The following is a 20,325-nucleotide window of genomic DNA, read 5'->3' on the forward strand; positions in this document are numbered from 1 at the left end:
GATAAATCTCAGGCAGCTTTGTCTGTATCTGTTTTCAGCTTTTTATCCATCATTTCTTCAAATTCACGCATGCACGCAGACGCAATGGCGAACATATTATCAATTTCCTTTTTGGAAATAATTAGTGGTGGTGCAGCGACCATGTGGTCACCACAGGCACGGAAAATCAGATTGTTTTTGAAAAAGATATCGCGACATATCAAACCTGTGCTGCCAAAATCGTCAAAAAGTTCTCGTGTTTCACGGTTTTTTACGAGCGTAAAACCACACATCAGTCCTTCACTGCGGATATCAGCTACATATTTGAATTTGCTGAAAGTCTCTTGCCAGCGTTTGCGCAGATAAGGGCCGGTTTTAGTACGTACCTTTTCAATTATGTTTTTTTTATCCAGTATATTGAGGTTTTCGTACGCCACTGCAGCTGCGACGGGATGTCCACTGTAGGTAAAGCCATGGTTGAATTCTCCGCCTGCCAGCAATCCTTCAGTTACTTTGTCATTAACCAAAACTGCGCCAATCGGCAAGTATCCTGATGACAGACCTTTGGCTGTGGTAAAGATATCCGGTGTAAAACCTAATGTTTCAAATCCAAACCAATTACCGGTACGACCATAACCACAAATCACCTCGTCGGCTACCAGTAAAATGTTATATTTTTTACAAATCTCCTCTATTCTTGGCCAATAGGTAGTAGGCGGAATGATGACTCCTCCAGCTCCTTGAATCGGCTCACCGACGAAAGCTGCGATTTTATCTGCTCCTAAAGCCAGTATTTTTTCTTCCAGCCAGTTGGCAGCACGAATACCAAATTCTTCTTCACTTTCATTGTCATCGGCCAGACCGTAATACCAGGGTTGATCAATATGTACTATGTTGGCAATGGGTAAATCACCTTGCTCATGCATACTTTTCATGCCGCCAAGGCTGGCTCCGCCAAGTGTGGAACCATGGTAGCCATTCCAGCGTCCGATGATGATTTTTTTATTTGGATGGCCCACGGATGACCAGTAATGGCGCACCATGCGGATCATGGTATCAACAGATTCAGAACCTGAATTGGTATAGAACACATGATTAAAATTTCTGGGAGTAATTTCAACCAGTTTTTCGGATAATCTGATTACGGCCGGATGGGTGGTTTTGAAAAAAGTATTGTAAAACGGTAGCACTTCCATTTGTTTTTCGGCAATTTTGGCCAGTTTTTTCTGGCCGTAGCCAATGTTCACACACCACAAACCGGCCATGCCATCAATGATTTCATTGCCTTCGCTGTCATAAACATAAATTCCCTTTGCCTTTACCATCATGCGTACCCCATGCTTTTTAAGCTGAGCGTTATCTGAAAATGGGTGCAGATGATGTTTTACAGCGTGTTTGTTATCGGTTTTTTTTGTCATATCGATGCTCCTTTGAGAAAAATAGGTATAACCTGTTTGTCACCCTGCCAGTAAAATTCAAACAGGCATAAAAGGTAATGTTGTTGTTTACACATGTAATAACAAATATTTGCGCTCCCATGGGCTGATTACGCGGAAATACTCTGATACTTCCTGTTCTTTTACTGCTATATACATTTCTACGAAACGCTGTCCAAGGATATCGTGAATGGGTTCACATTGACGCAAGCGTTCAATGGATTCTTCCAAAGTGGTTGGGAACTGATAAGGCAGGGAATAAGCATTACTGCTTAAAGGTGCACGTGGCTGTAGTTTTTCTTTAATACCCAGATAACCACAGGCCAGTGAGCAGGCAATGGCCAGATAAGGATTTACATCCACACCGGCTAGCCGGTTTTCAATACGTCTGCCTTTGGCACTGGCACGTGGTACACGCAGGCCGACGGTGCGATTATCATATCCCCATTCAACATTGGTAGGCGCAGCTGTAAAACGGGTTAGGCGACGAAAGGAGTTTACATATGGTGCAAAGAAAGGCATTGTTTGTGGCAGGTATTTCTGTAAACCACCGATGAAATGGAAAAATAGCTCTGAAGGTGAACCATCATTATTGCTGAAAGCGTTATTGCCGGTTTCTACCTCGACCAGACTCTGGTGTATATGCATGGCACTACCTGGTTCGCCTTCCATGGGTTTAGCCATAAATGTCGCATACATTTTGTGGTGAAAAGCAGACTCACGAACAGTTCGTTTAAACAGAAAAACCTGATCTGCCAAATCCATGGCGTGACCATGTAGGAAATTGATTTCCATCTGGGCAGCACCAATTTCATGAATCAAGGTATCTACTTCCAGATTTTGGTCATGACAATAGTCGTATATTTCTTCAAAAAGCGGATCAAATTCATTTACTGCATCCACGGCATAAGAGCGCCGGCCAAATTCACTGCGTCCGGTACGGCCAATTGGTGGCTGTAGCGGCACATCCGGATCAGGATTGGGAGAAATCAAATAAAACTCCATCTCCGGCGCCACAATAGGTTTCAGCTCCATATTTTCATACAGATTTAGAATGCGTCTGAGCACATTGCGTGGTGCGGTTTCTACCGGCAGACCGTCGGGGGAGAAACAATCGAATATTAGCGATGCTGTTGGATCTTGTGCCCAAGGCACAAAACGTAGGGTAGACGGGTCTGGCTTTAATTCCATATCTGCATCGGTTTCATCAAGCAGGCTAGATTGCGGATATTCACCGGTAACTGTTTGCAGTAGCACTGCTTCCGGTAGCCGCATATCAGGCTCAGATATGAATTTATCTTTAGGGATAATTTTACCGCGTGCTACACCTGTGATGTCCGGCAAAATGCATTCTACTTCAGTGATACCATGTTCTTTAAGCCAATTGAATATATCATCATACATAAGTCACCTTAAAATGATTCCTTTTGCTTATGCAATTTGTATTGCATACATGCTTCACGAAAAGCCTTAAAAATAGCAATAGAAAGCGGTTTCTGCCCATACAGCCATTCAGGATGCCATTGCACTGCATAGCCAAATAGAGGTGCTGCATCTATCCTGAAAGCTTCAATCAGGCCGTCTGGGGCAGTTGCTTCAATGCTAAGCCCGGGTGCTAACGTTTTTACTCCTTGCTGATGTAATGAATTAACTGAATACTGCTGCTGATTTGTTGCCAGCCACAACATTAACAGGCTGTCGTCGTGCAGATGAACTGGATGTGCGTCAGCGTACTGCACCTCAATTGATTGATTATCAGGTTCCCGATGGTCTAAAAAATCTGGAATTTCGTGTACATACTGATGCAGCTTGCCGCCTAGTGCCACATTGATTTCCTGCAAACCACGGCACACACCCAAAAGGGGAATACCTTCATCAATCAGTTTCCGGATAAAGGGTAAAGTTGTATGGTCACGCGCTTTATCGTGCAATGTGCCTTCTCGGGCGTTATCTCCGCCATACCAGCATGGTTCAATATTGGAATAGGAACCAGAGAGGAAAATGCCATCTACTAAAGGCAGCAAGCGTTGTAATGCATCTTGATCAGCCAGGGCTGGCAGCAAAATCACGTCGCCGACACTATTCTGTACAGCCTGAATATATTTATCGCCTACAGCGTGAAAATCCCATTTACCTATCTGCTTTACATCACACGGAATACCAATTACCGGACGCACTTGCATAAGTTAATCTCAAGATTTTAATAAATAAAAGAGTTTCTGATTCTGTATTGCATAATCCCACGCCACGCAAAAAATGGCAAGATTTCTTAAGTTAAAGTATTAAAGTGATAAGTTGTTAATTCGAGTTTTAAATAAATATTGCCAGTGAGCTGTTGTTATTAGTCCTTCATTATTTTGGCAGTACATATAAAAACATTTTAGTGTCCGATGAATGTAAAAAAAGCCCTGAATTAATTCAGGGCTAACAAAATCTTTTGAATAGCTTTAGAAGCGGCGCTGTAATTTTGCAGCCAGCATAATACTGGCGGCCAGTTCTTCTATCGATTTATGTGTGGTATTGGTAAACGGTATATTAAATCGGCGAAACATTTCTTCAGCTGTTGAGATTTCACGGCGGCAGTTATCACGGCTGGCATAGCGGGAGTCCGGACGGCGTTCCGAACGGATATGGTGTAGACGGTCTGCTTCAATTGTCAAACCATATAGTTTTTGCCGAAATGGCTGCAACATTCTTGGCAACTCGCTGCTTTCTAAATCTTCAGGTATGAGAGGGTAATTGGCGGCACGGATACCGTACTGCAATGCCAAATAAAGACATGTAGGAGTTTTGCCACTACGGGATACACCCATCAGAATGACATCTGCTTTCTGTAATTCGCGATCAGTAATTCCGTCATCATGATTAAGCGCAAAATTAATTGCCTCCATACGCTTATCATAGCGTTCTGTATCATGCATACCATGAGTACGCCCAATGGAGTGATTAGCTTCTGTAGCCAGTTCATCTTCAAGCTCACCAATAAAGGCATCATAAAAACTCATGTGCATGCCAGCACTAGTTTTAATCAGTTTGCGTACATTTTCATCAACAATACTGGAAAATACCAACGGTCGTGCTTCACATTTGCTGGCAGCGGTATTAATCAGGGCAACAATTTCCTTTGCTTTTGCTTCGGTGTCTACAAACGGATAAGTAGCCCGTTTAAATTCTATATTGTCAAACTGATTTAGTAAGGCCAGCCCCATACTTTCAGCTGTAATTCCGGTGCGGTCAGATACAAAAAAAACTTGGCGAACTGGTTTCATAATTATTTACACAAATTTAATTTAAAAAATCGGTAGATGAAAGCCGATGGTCAGACATTGTAAATGAAGTTGGCTGTGGACAGATGTTTAAAATTAGCTTTTTTTCCACATTCAGCCAAAATAAAGTTAAATCAGACCGAACCTGCCAGAAATCAGCAATAAAATGCAGATTTAAATCAAAAATATCATAATTTTAGATTTATGTTGTTGAAAGGGTAATTAAAATGCAATATTTGTCCAAATAATTGATAATAGAATTAAAATATTTATTCATTCAACAGCTTGTGCTTTACATACATTTGACCAAAGATAAACAATGCTCACATAAAGTAGATAAATAGCCAAAAATACATGACATTTTATACTTGAATAGTTAGAATAGGCCGTCTTCAACTTTCCCCACTCCACATTGGATAACCATCATGGCCGGTAATAACGTAATCTGGTTTGAAAATTTGCGCATGACCGACGTTGAAAGCGTTGGCGGCAAGAATGCTTCTCTTGGCGAGATGATTTCACAGCTCACCGAAAAAGGTGTGCGTGTTCCCGGTGGTTTTGCAACCACAGCAGAAGCCTACCGCAAATTTTTAGCCTACGAAGGTTTGAGTGAACGCATTAGCAGCGAACTCAAGGCGCTTGATGTCGATAATGTTGCCGAGCTGGCAAGAGTAGGTAAACAAATCCGTCAATGGATTATGGATACTCCTTTCCCGCCTGAACTGGAAGCTGATTTACAGGCGGCATGGGAAAAAATGGTGGCTGATGCCGGTACAGATCAGATTTGTGTGGCTGTACGCTCATCCGCCACAGCTGAAGATTTACCTGATGCATCCTTTGCCGGACAACAGGAAACATTCTTAAATATTAGTGGTTATGATAATGTCAAAGAAGCCATGCACCACGTATTTGCTTCTTTGTATAATGATCGTGCCATTTCTTATCGTGTTCATAAGAATTTTGCCCACGACATCGTAGCTCTGTCTGCAGGGGTACAACGCATGGTGCGCTCTGATAAAGGCGCATCCGGCGTGATGTTTACTATGGATACTGAGTCTGGATTTGATCAGGTAGTATTTGTGACATCATCATATGGTCTGGGCGAAACAGTTGTACAGGGTGCCGTAAATCCAGATGAATTTTACGTACATAAACCGACATTAAAAGCCGGTCGTCCTGCCATCTTGCGCAAAACCATGGGTTCTAAACTGATTAAAATGGTTTTCACAGAAGATGCACAGGCAGGCAAATCTGTACAGACTGTAGATGTAGAACCTGCTGAGCGGAAAAAATTCTCTATCAGTGCCGAAGAAATTACTGAGCTGGCGCAATATGCACTGATTATTGAAGAACATTATGGTCGCCCAATGGATATTGAGTGGGGACGTGATGGTATTGACGGAAAACTATATATTCTTCAGGCTCGCCCTGAAACCGTAAAATCTCAGGAAAATAATAGCCGCGTATTGCGTCGTTATCAGATTAATGACAAATCTACCATTCTGGTAGAAGGCCGCGCTATTGGTCAGAAAGTAGGTCAGGGTAAAGTACGATTGGTTAAATCCGTTGATGAAATGGATAAAGTTTTACCAGGGGACGTGCTGGTTACTGATATGACCGACCCCGATTGGGAGCCCGTGATGAAACGTGCTTCAGCCATTATTACCAATCGAGGCGGACGTACTTGCCATGCTGCCATTATTGCGAGGGAGCTAGGTATCCCTGCTGTAGTTGGTTGCGGTAATGCGACTTCTGCATTGCAGGACGGTCAGGAAGTAACCGTATCCTGTGCTGAAGGTGACACTGGTTATGTTTATAAAGGCTTGCTGAAGGTAGATATTAATGAAATACCTTTAGATAATATGCCTGAATCACCAGCTAAAATCATGATGAACGTGGGTAATCCAGAGCTGGCATTTAGCTTTTCAAACTTGCCGGGCTATGGTATCGGGCTGGCCCGTATGGAATTCATCATTAACCGTCAGATCGGTATTCACCCGCGTGCTCTGCTGGAATTCGACCAGCAGGATGAGCAGATGCAAGCTGAGATTACAGACCGCATAGCTGGATATACCTCTCCGGTAGATTTTTATGTAGATAAAATTGCAGAAGGTGTAGCTACACTGGCTGCTTCAGTTTATCCGAAAAAAGTAATTGTGCGCATGTCTGACTTTAAGTCAAACGAATATGCCAATCTACTGGGTGGTAACAAATACGAACCTCACGAAGAAAATCCGATGCTGGGCTTCCGTGGTGCGGCTCGCTATGTATCAGAAGATTTCAAAGATTGTTTTGCGCTTGAATGTAAGGCACTCAAATACGTTCGTGATGAAATGGGTCTGACGAATGTTGAAATCATGATTCCGTTTGTACGTACTTTGAAAGAAGCGGAAAATGTAGTACGTGCATTGAAAGACAATGGCTTGGAACGCGGTAAAAATGGTCTGCGTCTGATTATGATGTGTGAATTGCCTACCAATGCTGTACTGGCTGAACAATTCCTGAAATACTTCGATGGGTTCTCTATCGGCTCTAATGATATGACCCAATTAACTTTGGGTGTGGATCGTGATAGTGGTGGCCCGATTGCAGGTACGTTTGACGAACGTGACCCTGCTGTTAAGGTTATGTTTAGTCTAGCTATTCAGGCATGCCGTAAGTTAAACAAATACATTGGTATTTGTGGACAGGGACCATCAGACCATGCTGATTTCGCCAAGTGGCTCATTGAAGAAGGTATTGAAACGATTTCTCTCAATCCTGATACCGTAATTGAAACTTGGTTGTATTTAGCAAAAGAATTGAAAAAATAAGTTTTCAATTGATTGAATGCAAGGCCGCTAACTAACAGCGGCCTTTATCTTTATCTGTTCAAGCCGATACGGTATTTTGGTATTTATAATCAAAGTACATATCATTAAATATTACATATTTATCCTGATTAATCTGGCTGCATATCCTTGGACTTGGGATTTACTATTTAACTGGAATTGCTAATTTAAATCGTATCAAGCAAACATTGTATCTGTAAAAAAACAAAACTATTAGATTTCTATTCGAACTCATTGGTTAATTTATTTATTACTATCATTTTAATTTTTAAAATAAAAAGTATTAGCTTAATGCATATTAAATTAGAAATTTTAATAAAGCGGAAAACTGATTCGAAATTGCAATAAAAGTTTAAAAACTCAATTTTAGATGTAAGCGGGTTTAAAAATCCGGTTAATTATGATAATAACTATCTATTTTATAGATATGAAATAGATATATTTAAAGATAATATTATTTATTCTTATTTTTTGATCATTGTCAGGGTATTTAATATCAAATTGGTAGGATTAATTAATATATGTTTAAAATACATTCAGATTTATAACCTGAATCTAAAAGTTGTATAAATGGCAATTTTATTTAAATTTGCTAAAAGCTCAATGATTTTATAGCGCATGAAGCAATTTAATCCATTGCTTTTATTATTGTCTAAATTTTCATAAGCTTTAATCTTAGGCTATATATTAGTTATTATTGATTTCTAAAAGCTATATTCTGAATCAGAATGATAAAAGACAGATTTAGGTGAAGGTAATCTGCTTTTGGGTTTTACCTTTACATAAAAAAACAGATAGCTTATTGGCTATCTGTTTTGAAAGAAATTATTATTTTTGGTTCTTCTTGTCTTTATCCGCTGTTTTTGCAGGTTTTTTGGCTGCTAATCCCAATGACTGATTCCATTTGACCGGATCTTTGACTAAGTCCAGTGCTGCTTTTAATTGAGCATCCTTGGCTGGATTGGGGTCTCGACGAGCAAGCCAGTCTTCTTCATCCTTTTTCTTTTTACTGTCTTTTGATGCGTCAGTATTTTTAGCGCCGTTATTTTTGGAGTTGTTGGTAATTGATGTATTGGCTTTGGCATCTTTAGTACTGTCTTTATCAGCAGTAGTATCAGTTTCATGTAAGGCAGCTTCGCTAGCTGAAGCAGAAGACGTAGATTTTTTCTGTCCGCCCAATAGATCACCATTTACTTCTTTACCACCCAGCGGGTTGCTCAAATGTCCACCCAAATCAGCCTCGCGGCTTTCGTATGTGCGGTTTTTATCTTTAACCTCTACATCGGGTACGATACCTTGTGCTTGTATGGAACGGTCATTAGGGGTGTAGTACAAGGCTGTAGTCAGTTTAACAGCACCGCCGTTGGACAAAGGAATAACAGTCTGAACAGAGCCTTTGCCGAAACTCTGCGTACCAACAATTACAGCACGCTTGTAATCCTGCAAAGCGCCAGAAACGATTTCAGATGCAGAAGCAGTTCCTGAATTAACCAAAACCGTTACAGGAATGCTTTTAAGCTCATCCGTCAGATTAATGAGCGGATCGTTACCTTTAACCACGTAATCTTTAGGAATCGTTCGTAAAACCATTCCTTCTTTTTTGTCGCGGTTTTTAGTGCTGACTACTTTTACTCCAGGTTTCAGAAATACAGCGGAAACACCCACTGCACTGTTCAATAAACCGCCTGGATCGTCACGTAAATCTAATACCAAACCTTTTAGTGGTGCTTTATTCTGTTTGTTCAGTTCTTTAAGAGCATCAGCCAGCAAGCTGACCGTGTGTTCCTGAAACTGGGTAATGCGCACATAGCCGTAATTTGGTTCCAGTAATTTAAAGCGAACACTTTTTACTTTAATAATAGCGCGGGTGAGGTGTACCACAATGGGCTGAGTTTCATCTTTACGAGCCAGAGTCAGTGTGATACTGGTGCCTGGTTTACCTCGCATTTTTTTAACCGCTTCAGTGGCTGTCATGTTTCGGGTAGATTCATTGTCAATTTTAACAATGTAATCACCGCTTTTAATACCTGCACGATCGGCCGGTGTATCTTCGATAGGCGCAACAATTTTAATCAGTCCGTCTTCTGAACTGATTTCCATACCTAAACCACCAAATTCACCGGTAGTGCTTTCCTGTAAATCGGAATAATCTTTTACCGTTAAATATTCTGAGTGCGGGTCTAGGTTATTAACCATGCCTTTCATGGCACCTTCTAGAATCGTATCATCGGTTTTATTCTCAACATAATTGGCTTTTATTTGTCCATAAACTTCGGCCATTGTATGCAAAGATTGTACGGGTAATGCTTCGGATTTTTCATTGGCATAGCCCTGTATGCTCAGGGTTAGAATCACGCCACTGAAAGCGCCTAATGTATATAAAGCAGCTTTTTTTAATCGGGAATTAGCCATTATTTCTGTTTTTCTTTCTGATAGCGACAATGATTCAGGTCTAGAAAACCTGTTTGTAAGGGTGATTCATATATTTTATTCAGGCCAAAGTTTACATCATAATGTAAGTACAGGTAATAGTGCGCTATATTCTATTTCAGCGCAGCCATGATAATGGGTTCATTGCCTGATTATGATAGCGGATTTCAAAATATAGTCCATTCTGGCCGTCTGGTAATTTACCACTTATACCAATGTTTTGACCAGCGTCTATCGTATGATTGGCCGTGACTCCTACTGATGCTAAGCCGGTGTAAATACTGATATAGCCTTCACCATGATCGATAATAATTGTGTTGCCATACCCCTGTAAATAAGCTGCATAAGCTACGGTGCCACTGGCTATGCTATGCACAACGGCGTTATTACAGGCAAAAAACAATCCTTTCCAGATACCGCCATTAGGTCTACTTTCACCAAATCTTCCAGCAATGGTACCGCTTACCGGTCGTGGAAGACGACCTTGTTTTTGAGCCAGACCTTTGATTAATGGTGAGTTAATGTTATCTGTAGCCTGTAATGCCATATCTTCAGCGGTTAGTGTTGAAGATGATGTATTGTGAACGGACTCTGTACGGTTAACAGAGTTGGTAGATATTTTGGGTGGCTGCGGTTTTTCTATTTTGCCTGAAATTTGTTTACTAGGTTTACTTGTTTGTGCCAGACGACGCATGGTTGCCTGTGCTGATAATCGGCTCAGCAAATTGTTCAGACGCTTTTCAGCAGCCTTGAGTGATTGCAGCTGTTTATTTTGTACCGTTAACTGCTGACTTAATACTGTGGATTGACTTTGCTGACTTTGATGCCGTATTTGCAGTTTGTTAATCACTTGCTGCTGCTTCTGGCGTAATTTTGATAGCTCATTTTGCTGTTTTGCTACTGCCTGTTGCTGCTCACTCATACGCGTCTGTTGCTGTTGTAAACGCTTAATCACTCGTTCGTTGGCCTCATTCAGATAGCGTATATATTGTAGTGAGCGGCCTTTTTTGTCTGTCGAATCCTGTTTGAGTAGCAGATATACACTGTTTGGTTGGCGATTACGATAATGAGCATTCAGTAAGCGTGCAATTTGAGTCTGAGTTTCGGCTATTTGTGTACGTGTTTTATCCAGACTGGTTTGCAGTGTTTCTAACTGGCGCATACTGGTTTGTTGCTGTTGCCTGAGACGCCCCAATTCATTCCTAGCTTGATTTAGCTGCTGGCTGGTTGCTGCCATAGAGGCATCAATTTTTTTCTGCTCAACAGTTGTTTTGCTAATCTGATTCTGAGTAGCTGATATGGCCTGATGTACCTGTTTCAATTCGCTGCCAGGTTGTATTTTTTGATTGCTGGCAGCTATGGCAACAGAAGTTGCCATACAATAACAGGTTAGGGAAAGACAGAAAAAAGTTTTCATCAATTGTTTGTAAATTCAATCAGATTGCGCCCTGTCATCTCTGATGGAGGGTTTAGACCGAGAACCGCTAATAAGGAAGGTGCCACATCTTTTAATGCTCCGCCGGTATGAATGGTGGCTTTTCGGCCAATATATATAAAAGGCACCGGTTCAACTGTATGCTGGGTATGTGGCTGTTGATTTTCTCTATCATACATGTGTTCGCAGTTGCCATGGTCTGCGGTGATTATTACTTCACCGCCAGCAGCTAGGGTAGCTTCTACCACACGCGCAACACAGCTATCCAATGTTTCCACTGCTTTGACGGCAGCATCCAGCGAGCCTGTATGTCCAACCATGTCACCATTAGCAAAGTTGCAAATAATGACGTCATGGCGATGATGTTGCAGGCTGTCTATGATTTCTTCAGTGATCCCGACGGCACTCATTTCTGGTTGCAAATCATAGGTGGTGACTTTAGGAGAAGGAATCATGATGCGTTCTTCTCCTATATAAGGTTCTTCACGTCCGCCACTGAAAAAATAGGTTACATGAGGATATTTTTCAGTTTCGGCAATGCGCAGCTGGCTTAGTCCTTGTGTAGCCAGAAATTCACCTAGTCCATTACGCACAGATTGGCGGCCAAACATTACCGGATGAGGAAACTGCGCACCATAGGCTGTGATGCTGGCAAAGTAGCCAGGCTGTACTGTGTGCTGACGTTGGAAACCGGTAAAATTTTCAAAGGTAAGCGCCTGAGTTAATTCACGCGCACGGTCGGCGCGGAAATTGAGAAACAATATCGCATCGCCGTTTTTCAGTTCTGCATCAGGGCTCACTATTGTAGGTTTGACAAATTCATCCTGTTCACCACGTTCATAGGCTGCTTCAAGTGCAGAAATCGGTGAAACAGCATGATAGGGTGCATCACCAAATAAAGTATTGTAAGCTGCTTCGACTCTGTCCCAGCGATTGTCACGATCCATGGCATAAAAACGCCCGACTATGGCGCCGCATATTACCTGCGGATGCAGCTGCATATATTCTTGCAAACGCAATAAATAGGGATGTGCACTTTGGGGAGGTGTGTCACGTCCATCCAGAAACGGATGCACTACTATTTTTTGCATACCGGCTTCAATAGCCGCGTCTATTACTGCAAAAAAATGCTCAATGTGACTATGTACGCCCCCATCTGAAAACAGGCCAAGCAGATGCACGGTACGATTAGTGGTCTGCCATGCTTCTTGCAAAACAATGTTTTTTTCTAGACTTTTATCTTCAATCGCCATATCAATACGGGTGATGTCCTGAGGGACAACTCGGCCGGCACCAATATTTAAGTGTCCTACTTCTGAATTACCAAACTGTCCTATGGGTAGACCAACCATGCGCTCAGATGCATCAATGGTGCCATAAGCGTAGTGCTGACGATAATTATCGATATGTGGTGTATGTGCCAGTAAAATAGCATTGTCATCACCATCGGCACGATGGCCGAAACCATCCAGAATTAAGAGAACGACAGGTTTGGTTAATGACACAATTGGCCTTTCTGTGATGGTGGGTTGTGTATTCTGACAAAAGTGCCAGTATTATCCAATAGAGTTTGGCTAAGAAGGATGGTATTAAACCAGCTTTAAAGTAAGATAGAATTATAGCTAAAAGCACTGGCTTGAGAAACAGCTGGACAGACCCAATTTAACGATAAATTAATTATATCTGGTTTGATTTTATTTTTTTATGGATATGCAAAATATGGCTGCTCAACGTGGCACTTCTTTCAGTTTTTCTCTGGCCAATCATTTTTTGATTGCAATGCCAGCAATGGAGGATCCTTTTTTTAAAGAAAGCGTGATTTATCTGTGTGAACATAGTGCCGATGGTGCCATGGGTATTATTGTAAATAAGCCGTCACCGATTATGATGGATTTGCTATTTGACTCTGCTAAAACCCCAACGCCGGAACGGTTCCATGGCCAAAATGTTCTTATGGGCGGCCCAGTACAGGTAGACAGAGGCTTTCTGGTTCACACTCCGGCCGGTTCATGGGAAAGCAGTTTGATGGTCACTGATGATATTGCTATGACAACGTCTCGCGATATTATTATGGGGCTTACTCAGGAAAATGAGGTAGATAAGGCTGTGGCCACTATCGGTTATTCGAGCTGGTCGGCAGGGCAGTTGGAGCAGGAACTGGCTGATAATAGCTGGATTACTGCACCTGCAGATATGCAAATTTTGTTTGATATGCCCTATAAACAGCGTTATAAGGCCGCTTTGCAGTTGCTGAAAATTGATATTACCAATCTGAGCGGGCTGGCAGGACATGCCTGATTCGCTTTTATCTCCGTTAAGAAGTGGGACGGTTCTTGGTTTTGACTATGGATTAGCGCGAATTGGAGTAGCTGTAGGAGAGGCGGAATTGTCGACCGTACATCCGTTGGAAACTATTACGCTTATCAGCAATGAAGAACGATTTATACGTATTGCATCTCTTATCAAAGAGTGGCAGCCAAAGGCTCTGGTAGTTGGATTGCCAACTCATGCTGATGGTGCTTCAGATGAGGCGACGGCACAATGCCGGCGTTTTGGTAACCGTTTGTATGGGCGTTTCCAATTACCCGTATATTGGGTAGATGAGCGCTGGACGTCAGCCGTGGCTGATAGTTTGCTCAGTGAAGCTGGTATTTTTGGAAAAAAACGTAAGCAGGTTTTAGATCAAGTGGCTGCACAGGCTATTTTGACAACGTTTTTCAGTTCCGGCGCTTGTAAAGCCAAATTGGTTGAATAGGTGAACTTCAGATACAGTTTTTTTATTACAAATTGATTCCAATATTAGAGTTTCTTCAGAAAACAGCACTTCTGAATTTTCTTTTCTTTCATTTTTTTGTTAATCATCTATTTAGCTGGCGAAAAATGCCGGTATATTCTCTGTCGTGAATATACAGCAGTTCACATTATTTGGTTTTATTTTTGCGAAACCGGGGATAAACTTAACCTCAGTAAATAGAGAAACAGTTTAATCAGACTAGGACGCATAATGAGCACAGATAGCAGTATCAGCTTAGATACAATGGAGGCCAGCACTAAAGCCAATATTCTTGCCGAGGCTTTACCTTATATCCGGCGCTTTTCCGGCGTAACCATGGTAATCAAATACGGTGGTAATGCCATGACAGATCCCCAACTGAAAGAAAGTTTTGCCAAAGATGTAGTTTTACTGAAACTGGTAGGAATCCATCCAGTAATTGTTCATGGGGGAGGCCCACAAATTAATGATTTACTTCAAAAAATAGGCAAAGATAATCAGTTCATTCAGGGTATGCGGGTGACAGATCACGAAACCATGAATATTGTTGAAATGGTACTTGGTGGTTGTGTAAATAAGGAAATTACTTCTCTTTTAAATCAGCATGGCGGACATGCAGTAGGTATTACAGGACGGGATAACCATTTTATCAAAGCTAGAAAACTATATGTCTCTACCCCTGAAAACGCCCGACAGGATATCGGGCAGGTTGGAGAAGTAGAGTCTATTGATACTGCGCTGATAGAGGAAATGGTCGAACACGGCTATATACCTGTAGTGGCACCGGTAGGGGTAGGTGAGCAGGGCGAAGCTTTTAACATTAATGCAGATGTGGTGGCAGGCAAATTGGCAGAAAGCCTGCAAGCAGAAAAGCTGATTATGCTGACTAATACCATAGGTGTACTGGATAAAAATCAACAGTTATTAAGCCGTTTAACACCGGCAGATATTAATGCATTAATCGCGGATGGTACCTTACAAAATGGTATGTTACCCAAAATCAATGCGACCTTGCAGGCTGCAATGCATGGCGTGCACAACACACACATTATCGACGGACGTGTGCCACATGCACTGCTGCTGGAGATATTCACCGACAAAGGTGTGGGTACTATGATTCTTGGTCAGAATGAGCAGGCTTAATAGTGCTAATTTAGGTGCCGACAATATTTAATTGTTGTGTAATTAAATATTTAATTTTTTTTATTGGTATAATTGTTCAAAAAGCTTGACACTAAAATTACAAACGCTATAATTTCGCCTCATTCCCTGATAGCTCAGTCGGTAGAGCGACGGACTGTTAATCCGCAGGTCCCAGGTTCGAGCCCTGGTCGGGGAGCCAGTTTAAAAAAAAGCACTCATTTATTTGAGTGCTTTTTTCATTGTGTACGTTTTATCTGTTATTCGCCAACTTTAATCAGTTTCACATTGAAGATTAAAACACTGTTAGGTGGAATAGCGCTTGTCGGGCTTTGTTCTCCATAAGCAAGATTTGCCGGGATATAAAATGTGTAGTCACTGCCTTCTGACATCAGCTGCAGACCTTCAGTCCATCCAGGTATGACGCCGTTAAGTGGGAAAGTGGCTGGCTGATTATTACGCTGTGCTGTGCTATCAAATACTGTGCCATCGATCAAACGCCCTTCATACTGAACAGTTACCATATCGCTTGCTTTCGGCTTTTTACCACTACCTTCATGATTGACTTTATATTGCAAGCCAGAAGCAGTAGTAATAACCCCAGGTGCAGTTTTATTTTTGGCCAGAAACTCATCTCCAGCTAATTGAGGGTTACGGGTGGCTGATGTGGCTGAAGAAGCAGCTACCGGCTCACTACTATTATTTTTAAAACCGTTGTCCGCAAAGTTGCAGGCTGATACAGCCAGCAAAGTTGTGATACCCATTATAGTTAAAGACAAGCTTTTCATAATTTCTCTTTAAATGTTGAAGGAAAAGCAATTATAGCCAGCCATCCACAAAAAATAAATTTACTCATCAAGCCTCGCAATTTTAAATACAAAAGTAGAAGTTGTAGGTAATATTTTATTGTGATGAATTTGCTTATTTGAATAAATATCAGTTTAAAACTAACGCATTTCATTTTTTCAGAACTTACGAAATAGAATTATCTGTGTGAAAATGCACACACTGTTTAGCTGAAAATATTGTTCTTTTTAATAACGTATCAATAGATCATTACAATTTTCTTTTTATTAAATTCACACTTGTTTATCTGTTCTCAAGTACAGAAAATTGATAACTGTTGTCTTTGCGAGACCATATGCTTTTATTTACACTTATGTACCTAAATTAATATTAGAGCAAATATAACTTCCGAATATCTATAAATCGTTAAAACAAAATTGTTAATATAACAAGAAAAAAATTATATTAACCAGAATTATGGCAGCTTTGAAGTATAAGCATGCGAAATGGAAAGAGAAAAATATGGATTTGGGATTGCTTCGCGACTAAATGATGTCAGTTCAGCATTTTGCAGGTATTCTTACCAGTAGTGTTAATTGAATGTTGATAATGGCTTGACATCATGAGAGCATGCAGAATAGAATTGCAACTTATAAGAAGAGGTCAATTCTAAATCTATGTTTAATGTTTGCTGTGGCAAAGTTAAACCAAATCGACTTTCAATAAAATACCCTTACCTTTCTTTTGCATACACCCATGCATTTAAGGCTTGGTAACAGGAATTATTATGAGTTTACGGACTCATCTTATCTTAAATTCTAATAAATAAGTTCATTTAAATCTTTATGCACGTTTCTGAATTACAAAACTTACATGTGTCTGAGTTACTGGGCATAGCTGATGAATTTGGCATTGAAAATGCCAACCGTTTGCGTAAACAAGATCTTGTTTTTGCGATTGTACGCATCAAAATGAAGCAGGGAGAAGCTTTTACCTGCTCTGGTACCTTGGAAATTCTTCCTGATGGCTTCGGTTTTCTGCGCAGTATGGACACATCTTATCTGGCTGGGCCGGATGACATCTATGTCAGCCCCAGTCAGATTCGACGTTTCAATCTGCATACCGGTGATACAATTGAAGGCAGTGTACGTGTACCTAAAGATAACGAACGTTATTTTGCATTGGTGCGACTGGATAAAATCAATGGTGATGATCCAGAGGTATGCAAGCATAAAATCCTATTTGAAAATCTTACGCCATTATTTCCGGATCGTCAGTTTGTATTAGAACGTGATATCCGCTCAGGAGAAAATCTGACCGGCCGTGCTATAGACCTGATTGCTCCCATTGGCTTCGGCCAACGTGCTTTACTAGTAGCACCGCCGAAATCTGGTAAAACCGTAATGTTGCAAAATATTGCCCATGCAATTACAGCTAATTATCCAGATGCAGAGCTGCTTGTTTTGCTGATTGATGAACGTCCGGAAGAAGTTACCGAAATGACGCGCTCCGTACGTGGGGAAGTGGTTTCTTCTACCTTTGATGAGCCAGCTACCCGCCATGTACAAGTAGCGGAAATGGTGATTGAAAAAGCTAAGCGTTTAGTAGAGCATAAAAAAGATGTAATTATTCTGCTGGATTCAATTACTCGTCTGGCACGAGCTTATAACACTGTCATACCAGCTTCAGGCAAGATTTTGACTGGTGGTATTGATGCCAATGCATTGCATCGCCCTAAACGATTTTTTGGTGCCGCACGTAATGTGGAAGAAGGCGGTTCATTAACGATTATTGCTACTGCTTTGGTTGAAACCGGTAGTCGCATGGATGATGTAATTTACGAAGAATTCAAAGGTACGGGTAATATGGAATTGCATCTGGACAGACGTATGGCAGAAAAACGTCTATTCCCGGCCATCAACATCAATCGTTCTGGAACGCGTCGTGAAGAACTGCTGGTATCAAATGAACATCTGCAAAAAATGTGGCTGCTACGCAAGTTTTTGCATCCAATGGATGATATTGAAGCTACTGAATTTATCATTGATAAATTGAAACAGTCCAAAAATAATGCAGACTTTTTTGATTTAATGCGTGGTAGTAAATAGTAAAATAATACCTTACTAAGCCGTGTTTTAATCTGTAAACACGGCTTTTTTATTTATGATATTTAAATATTGATAAAAAAGCTATACTGATAAATACTGTATGGCTTTTTTATATCAGACTGAACAATATTTCAACAGTAAATGATTCTGATAATTATAAATGCATAAAATCGTGTTGGAACTACTTAAAGTTTAAGTTCATGTACATGAACACCATTAGCATCGACAGCGAGATAGCCTCCATAATTTTCAGCCCAGTCTTGTATAACATAACGTTTGAATAACTGATTATTCAGTTTAGATTCATGTACGGCAGGGCGGTGAGTGTGGCCATGAATCAGCGTTGGTAAGGTATCTTGAGCATGGTTTTCCATCAGTTGCTGGATGGCACCTTCAGTGACATCAGAGATTTCACTTTTACCTTCATTATTTTTACGTGTCTCACTCATTTGACGAATTTGTCCGGCTAGTAATCTCCGTTCTGCTATGGGTTTACTTAATACGGCCATCTGCCATAATGGATTACGTGACTGCATACGAAATTGCTGATAAGCTACATCATCGGTACATAGCTCATCTCCATGCATGATAATATAATCATGACCATAAAGATTAATTTGTTGTGGTGCATTTAATAGCTGGATACCGCTTTCAGCGGAAAATTTTTCTCCCAGCAGAAAATCACGATTGCCATGAATAAAATAAACCGGCGTGCTGGCAGTAAATTCTTTCAGCTCTTTTTTGATGGTGCGGATAAAATCACTGTCATCATCATCGCCAATCCATACATCGAAAAAATCTCCCAGAATATATAAGGCATCAATATTTCCCTGCCATTGTTCTAAACAGCGCTGAAAAAGTTTATTTAATGGAGGAGTTTGTTCTGACAAATGTAAGTCTGAAATAAAAATAGTGGTGTTCATGGTTTGTCGATTTAATAATATCAGGCTAAAAATTCACTGTACTTTGCTGCGTCGAAGCCAACAAGTACGCGTTGATTATCATTTATTAATACAGGGCGCTTGATTACTGATGGTTGATTCATCATCAGCTGTATGGCCGCTTCATTGCTGCAGAGTGCATCCTGCTGATCGATGGCACTTAATTTACGCCAAGTGGTGCCTTTACGATTAATAAGGGTTTCTTTAGGTATTTGTGTCAGCCAAAATTGGATATCTGTAGCTATGGGAGGTGTTTTTTTGAAATCAATAAATTCAGCATCAATTTTATGCTCTTGTAGCCACTGACGCGCTTTTTTTACCGTATTACATTGGCTGATACCATAAATCCGAATACTCATAATTAAGACCATGTAAATGTACATAGGAATATTATACCGGTTTGCTCTAACGAGCTTAAGTGTTGGTTTGTTGCATGCAGATTGTTTTTAAACTCACGATATAGGGTCTGCATTGCTAATCTGACACATTGGCAGTATGCTTAAATCAGTGCAAAAATATTATTTTATAAGGAAAGTCGGTATGAAAAAAATCAGTTTATTATTTGCCGCCAGCCTGTTACTGGCCGCCTGTAGTGGTAAACAAGAGGCGAGTAATAGTAATTTTACAAATGCAATTAATGAATTTGGCAAAAATGATAAGGTATGTCTGGCGGTAAATTTGGTATTAGACAACGCTCAGGGTGGAATTAATAATATGATTACTCTGGGAAATAAGGAAATTCGGATTGCCAGAAAAAACAGTGATGGAGAGAAAGTCAATAAAACAGCTCTGAAACAAATGGATATTCTGACAGATGCAGATTTATACGAACAAGGGAAAGATGTCACATTAACTGTAAATGGTGGACCAGATATTCCACAGGCAGTGTATTACCGGACCAGCAAGGGTGAAGCTAATGTACTCAACAGTGCTCAGGGTAGTCTGCTTTGCCTTGGTACACAAAAGGTAGATAAAATTGTGCTCTTTACTGAACCCACACCTGCCAATGGTATGACTATTTCCAAGGTGGTTTATGATGCCAAATTGGTACCGGAAAAATGGGCTGAAAATCTGATTAAAACCACTGATGAAAACTGGTGGAAATCTTTACAGGAGCCACAACGGCGTGCTGCTATATTAGTCTTGACTGATAAAGGTTGGAAGGATGAACGTGCATTACATTGATTGTAATAAAATCAA

At 40.8% G+C, this 20,325-nt stretch carries 16 protein-coding genes and 1 tRNA gene; 7 read left to right on the forward strand and 10 right to left on the reverse strand.

The features are described 5' to 3' along the window. Positions 1-8 precede the first annotated feature (8 nt). From BHC43_RS07375 to ppsR, 4 genes are all read right to left on the reverse strand, one after another. A complete protein-coding gene (locus BHC43_RS07375) occupies positions 9-1,397 on the reverse strand; it encodes an aspartate aminotransferase family protein (protein ID WP_100156954.1) in 1,389 nt (462 codons plus the stop codon). Between the two features lie 87 nt (positions 1,398-1,484). Then, positions 1,485-2,819, reverse strand: coding sequence for a glutamine synthetase family protein (locus BHC43_RS07380; protein WP_100140144.1), 1,335 nt, complete (start codon positions 2,817-2,819; stop codon positions 1,485-1,487). An 8-nt stretch (positions 2,820-2,827) separates the two neighbouring features. Further along, positions 2,828-3,598 (reverse strand): gamma-glutamyl-gamma-aminobutyrate hydrolase family protein, encoded by a 771-nt coding sequence (locus BHC43_RS07385; RefSeq protein WP_100156955.1) that lies wholly within the window; start codon positions 3,596-3,598, stop codon positions 2,828-2,830. A 264-nt stretch (positions 3,599-3,862) separates the two neighbouring features. Continuing rightward, positions 3,863-4,684, reverse strand: a complete 822-nt coding sequence (gene ppsR / locus BHC43_RS07390) for a posphoenolpyruvate synthetase regulatory kinase/phosphorylase PpsR (RefSeq protein ID WP_100140146.1) — start codon at positions 4,682-4,684, stop codon at positions 3,863-3,865. Between the two features lie 422 nt (positions 4,685-5,106). On the opposite strand from ppsR, the gene ppsA reads away from it, so the two are divergent. After that, positions 5,107-7,494 (forward strand): phosphoenolpyruvate synthase, encoded by a 2,388-nt coding sequence (gene ppsA / locus BHC43_RS07395; RefSeq protein WP_100156956.1) that lies wholly within the window; start codon positions 5,107-5,109, stop codon positions 7,492-7,494. Between the two features lie 846 nt (positions 7,495-8,340). Here the strand turns inward: ppsA and BHC43_RS07400 are convergent. The 3 genes from BHC43_RS07400 to gpmI form a co-directional block, all read right to left on the reverse strand. Continuing rightward, entirely contained in the window at positions 8,341-9,924 is a 1,584-nt protein-coding gene (locus BHC43_RS07400) for a S41 family peptidase (RefSeq protein ID WP_100156957.1), read from the reverse strand. Between the two features lie 136 nt (positions 9,925-10,060). After that, positions 10,061-11,320, reverse strand: coding sequence for a murein hydrolase activator EnvC family protein (locus BHC43_RS07405; protein WP_180297443.1), 1,260 nt, complete (start codon positions 11,318-11,320; stop codon positions 10,061-10,063). Positions 11,321-11,358: 38 nt separating this feature from the next. Then, the gene (gene gpmI, locus BHC43_RS07410) at positions 11,359-12,882 is read right to left on the reverse strand and encodes a 2,3-bisphosphoglycerate-independent phosphoglycerate mutase (protein WP_100156959.1); all 1,524 of its coding nucleotides are present in this window, start codon (positions 12,880-12,882) and stop codon (positions 11,359-11,361) included. Positions 12,883-13,096: 214 nt separating this feature from the next. Between gpmI and BHC43_RS07415 the strand changes: the two genes are divergently transcribed. The 4 genes from BHC43_RS07415 to BHC43_RS07430 all read left to right on the forward strand — a co-directional run bounded on the left by BHC43_RS07415 (position 13,097) and on the right by BHC43_RS07430 (position 15,492). Continuing rightward, entirely contained in the window at positions 13,097-13,675 is a 579-nt protein-coding gene (locus tag BHC43_RS07415) for a YqgE/AlgH family protein (protein WP_100140246.1), read from the forward strand. Then, positions 13,668-14,132 carry a Holliday junction resolvase RuvX gene (ruvX, locus tag BHC43_RS07420; protein ID WP_100156960.1) on the forward strand — a complete coding sequence of 155 codons (465 nt, stop codon included), beginning with the start codon at positions 13,668-13,670 and terminating at the stop codon, positions 14,130-14,132. The genes BHC43_RS07415 and ruvX overlap by 8 nt, the downstream gene beginning before the upstream one ends. Positions 14,133-14,381: 249 nt before the next feature. Beyond that, positions 14,382-15,293, forward strand: a complete 912-nt coding sequence (gene argB / locus BHC43_RS07425; protein WP_100156961.1) for an acetylglutamate kinase — start codon at positions 14,382-14,384, stop codon at positions 15,291-15,293. A 123-nt stretch (positions 15,294-15,416) separates the two neighbouring features. Then, positions 15,417-15,492: transfer RNA gene (locus BHC43_RS07430), tRNA-Asn, on the forward strand. Between the two features lie 58 nt (positions 15,493-15,550). On the opposite strand, the gene BHC43_RS07435 is transcribed toward BHC43_RS07430, so the two are convergent. Then, positions 15,551-16,078 (reverse strand): FKBP-type peptidyl-prolyl cis-trans isomerase, encoded by a 528-nt coding sequence (locus BHC43_RS07435; protein ID WP_100140153.1) that lies wholly within the window; start codon positions 16,076-16,078, stop codon positions 15,551-15,553. A gap of 843 nt (positions 16,079-16,921) precedes the next feature. Between BHC43_RS07435 and rho the strand changes: the two genes are divergently transcribed. Further along, positions 16,922-18,184: a transcription termination factor Rho gene (gene rho, locus BHC43_RS07440; RefSeq protein ID WP_100140154.1), complete on the forward strand. Its 1,263-nt coding sequence runs from the start codon at positions 16,922-16,924 to the stop codon at positions 18,182-18,184. A 185-nt stretch (positions 18,185-18,369) separates the two neighbouring features. On the opposite strand, the gene BHC43_RS07445 is transcribed toward rho, so the two are convergent. Further along, positions 18,370-19,107, reverse strand: coding sequence for a UDP-2,3-diacylglucosamine diphosphatase (locus tag BHC43_RS07445; protein ID WP_100156962.1), 738 nt, complete (start codon positions 19,105-19,107; stop codon positions 18,370-18,372). Between the two features lie 20 nt (positions 19,108-19,127). After that, positions 19,128-19,484, reverse strand: a complete 357-nt coding sequence (locus BHC43_RS07450; RefSeq protein WP_100156963.1) for a Spx/MgsR family RNA polymerase-binding regulatory protein — start codon at positions 19,482-19,484, stop codon at positions 19,128-19,130. A gap of 181 nt (positions 19,485-19,665) precedes the next feature. Here BHC43_RS07450 and BHC43_RS07455 point away from each other — a divergent pair, with 181 nt between their 5' ends. Beyond that, on the forward strand, positions 19,666-20,310 hold the full coding sequence (locus BHC43_RS07455) for a hypothetical protein (RefSeq protein ID WP_100140157.1): 645 nt from the start codon (positions 19,666-19,668) through the stop codon (positions 20,308-20,310). Positions 20,311-20,325 lie beyond the last annotated feature (15 nt).

The sequence above is a fragment of the Snodgrassella alvi genome (genome assembly GCF_002777855.1).
Classification (GTDB): Bacteria; Pseudomonadota; Gammaproteobacteria; order Burkholderiales; family Neisseriaceae; genus Snodgrassella; species Snodgrassella alvi_E.

Excerpts from the sequence above, each read along its gene's own strand:
- BHC43_RS07380 (WP_100140144.1), bottom strand. The coding sequence starts at position 2,819 with ATGTATGATGATATATTCAATTGGCTTAAAGAACATGGTATCACTGAA.
- BHC43_RS07385 (WP_100156955.1), bottom strand. The coding sequence starts at position 3,598 with ATGCAAGTGCGTCCGGTAATTGGTATTCCGTGTGATGTAAAGCAGATA.
- BHC43_RS07415 (WP_100140246.1), top strand. The coding sequence starts at position 13,097 with ATGGCTGCTCAACGTGGCACTTCTTTCAGTTTTTCTCTGGCCAATCAT.
- BHC43_RS07455 (WP_100140157.1), top strand. The coding sequence starts at position 19,666 with ATGAAAAAAATCAGTTTATTATTTGCCGCCAGCCTGTTACTGGCCGCC.
- BHC43_RS07450 (WP_100156963.1), bottom strand. The coding sequence starts at position 19,484 with ATGAGTATTCGGATTTATGGTATCAGCCAATGTAATACGGTAAAAAAA.
- argB (WP_100156961.1), top strand. The coding sequence starts at position 14,382 with ATGAGCACAGATAGCAGTATCAGCTTAGATACAATGGAGGCCAGCACT.
- ppsR (WP_100140146.1), bottom strand. The coding sequence starts at position 4,684 with ATGAAACCAGTTCGCCAAGTTTTTTTTGTATCTGACCGCACCGGAATT.
- BHC43_RS07405 (WP_180297443.1), bottom strand. The coding sequence starts at position 11,320 with ATGGCAACTTCTGTTGCCATAGCTGCCAGCAATCAAAAAATACAACCT.
- BHC43_RS07375 (WP_100156954.1), bottom strand. The coding sequence starts at position 1,397 with ATGACAAAAAAAACCGATAACAAACACGCTGTAAAACATCATCTGCAC.
- BHC43_RS07445 (WP_100156962.1), bottom strand. The coding sequence starts at position 19,107 with ATGAACACCACTATTTTTATTTCAGACTTACATTTGTCAGAACAAACT.
- ruvX (WP_100156960.1), top strand. The coding sequence starts at position 13,668 with ATGCCTGATTCGCTTTTATCTCCGTTAAGAAGTGGGACGGTTCTTGGT.
- BHC43_RS07435 (WP_100140153.1), bottom strand. The coding sequence starts at position 16,078 with ATGAAAAGCTTGTCTTTAACTATAATGGGTATCACAACTTTGCTGGCT.
- BHC43_RS07400 (WP_100156957.1), bottom strand. The coding sequence starts at position 9,924 with ATGGCTAATTCCCGATTAAAAAAAGCTGCTTTATATACATTAGGCGCT.
- rho (WP_100140154.1), top strand. The coding sequence starts at position 16,922 with ATGCACGTTTCTGAATTACAAAACTTACATGTGTCTGAGTTACTGGGC.
- ppsA (WP_100156956.1), top strand. The coding sequence starts at position 5,107 with ATGGCCGGTAATAACGTAATCTGGTTTGAAAATTTGCGCATGACCGAC.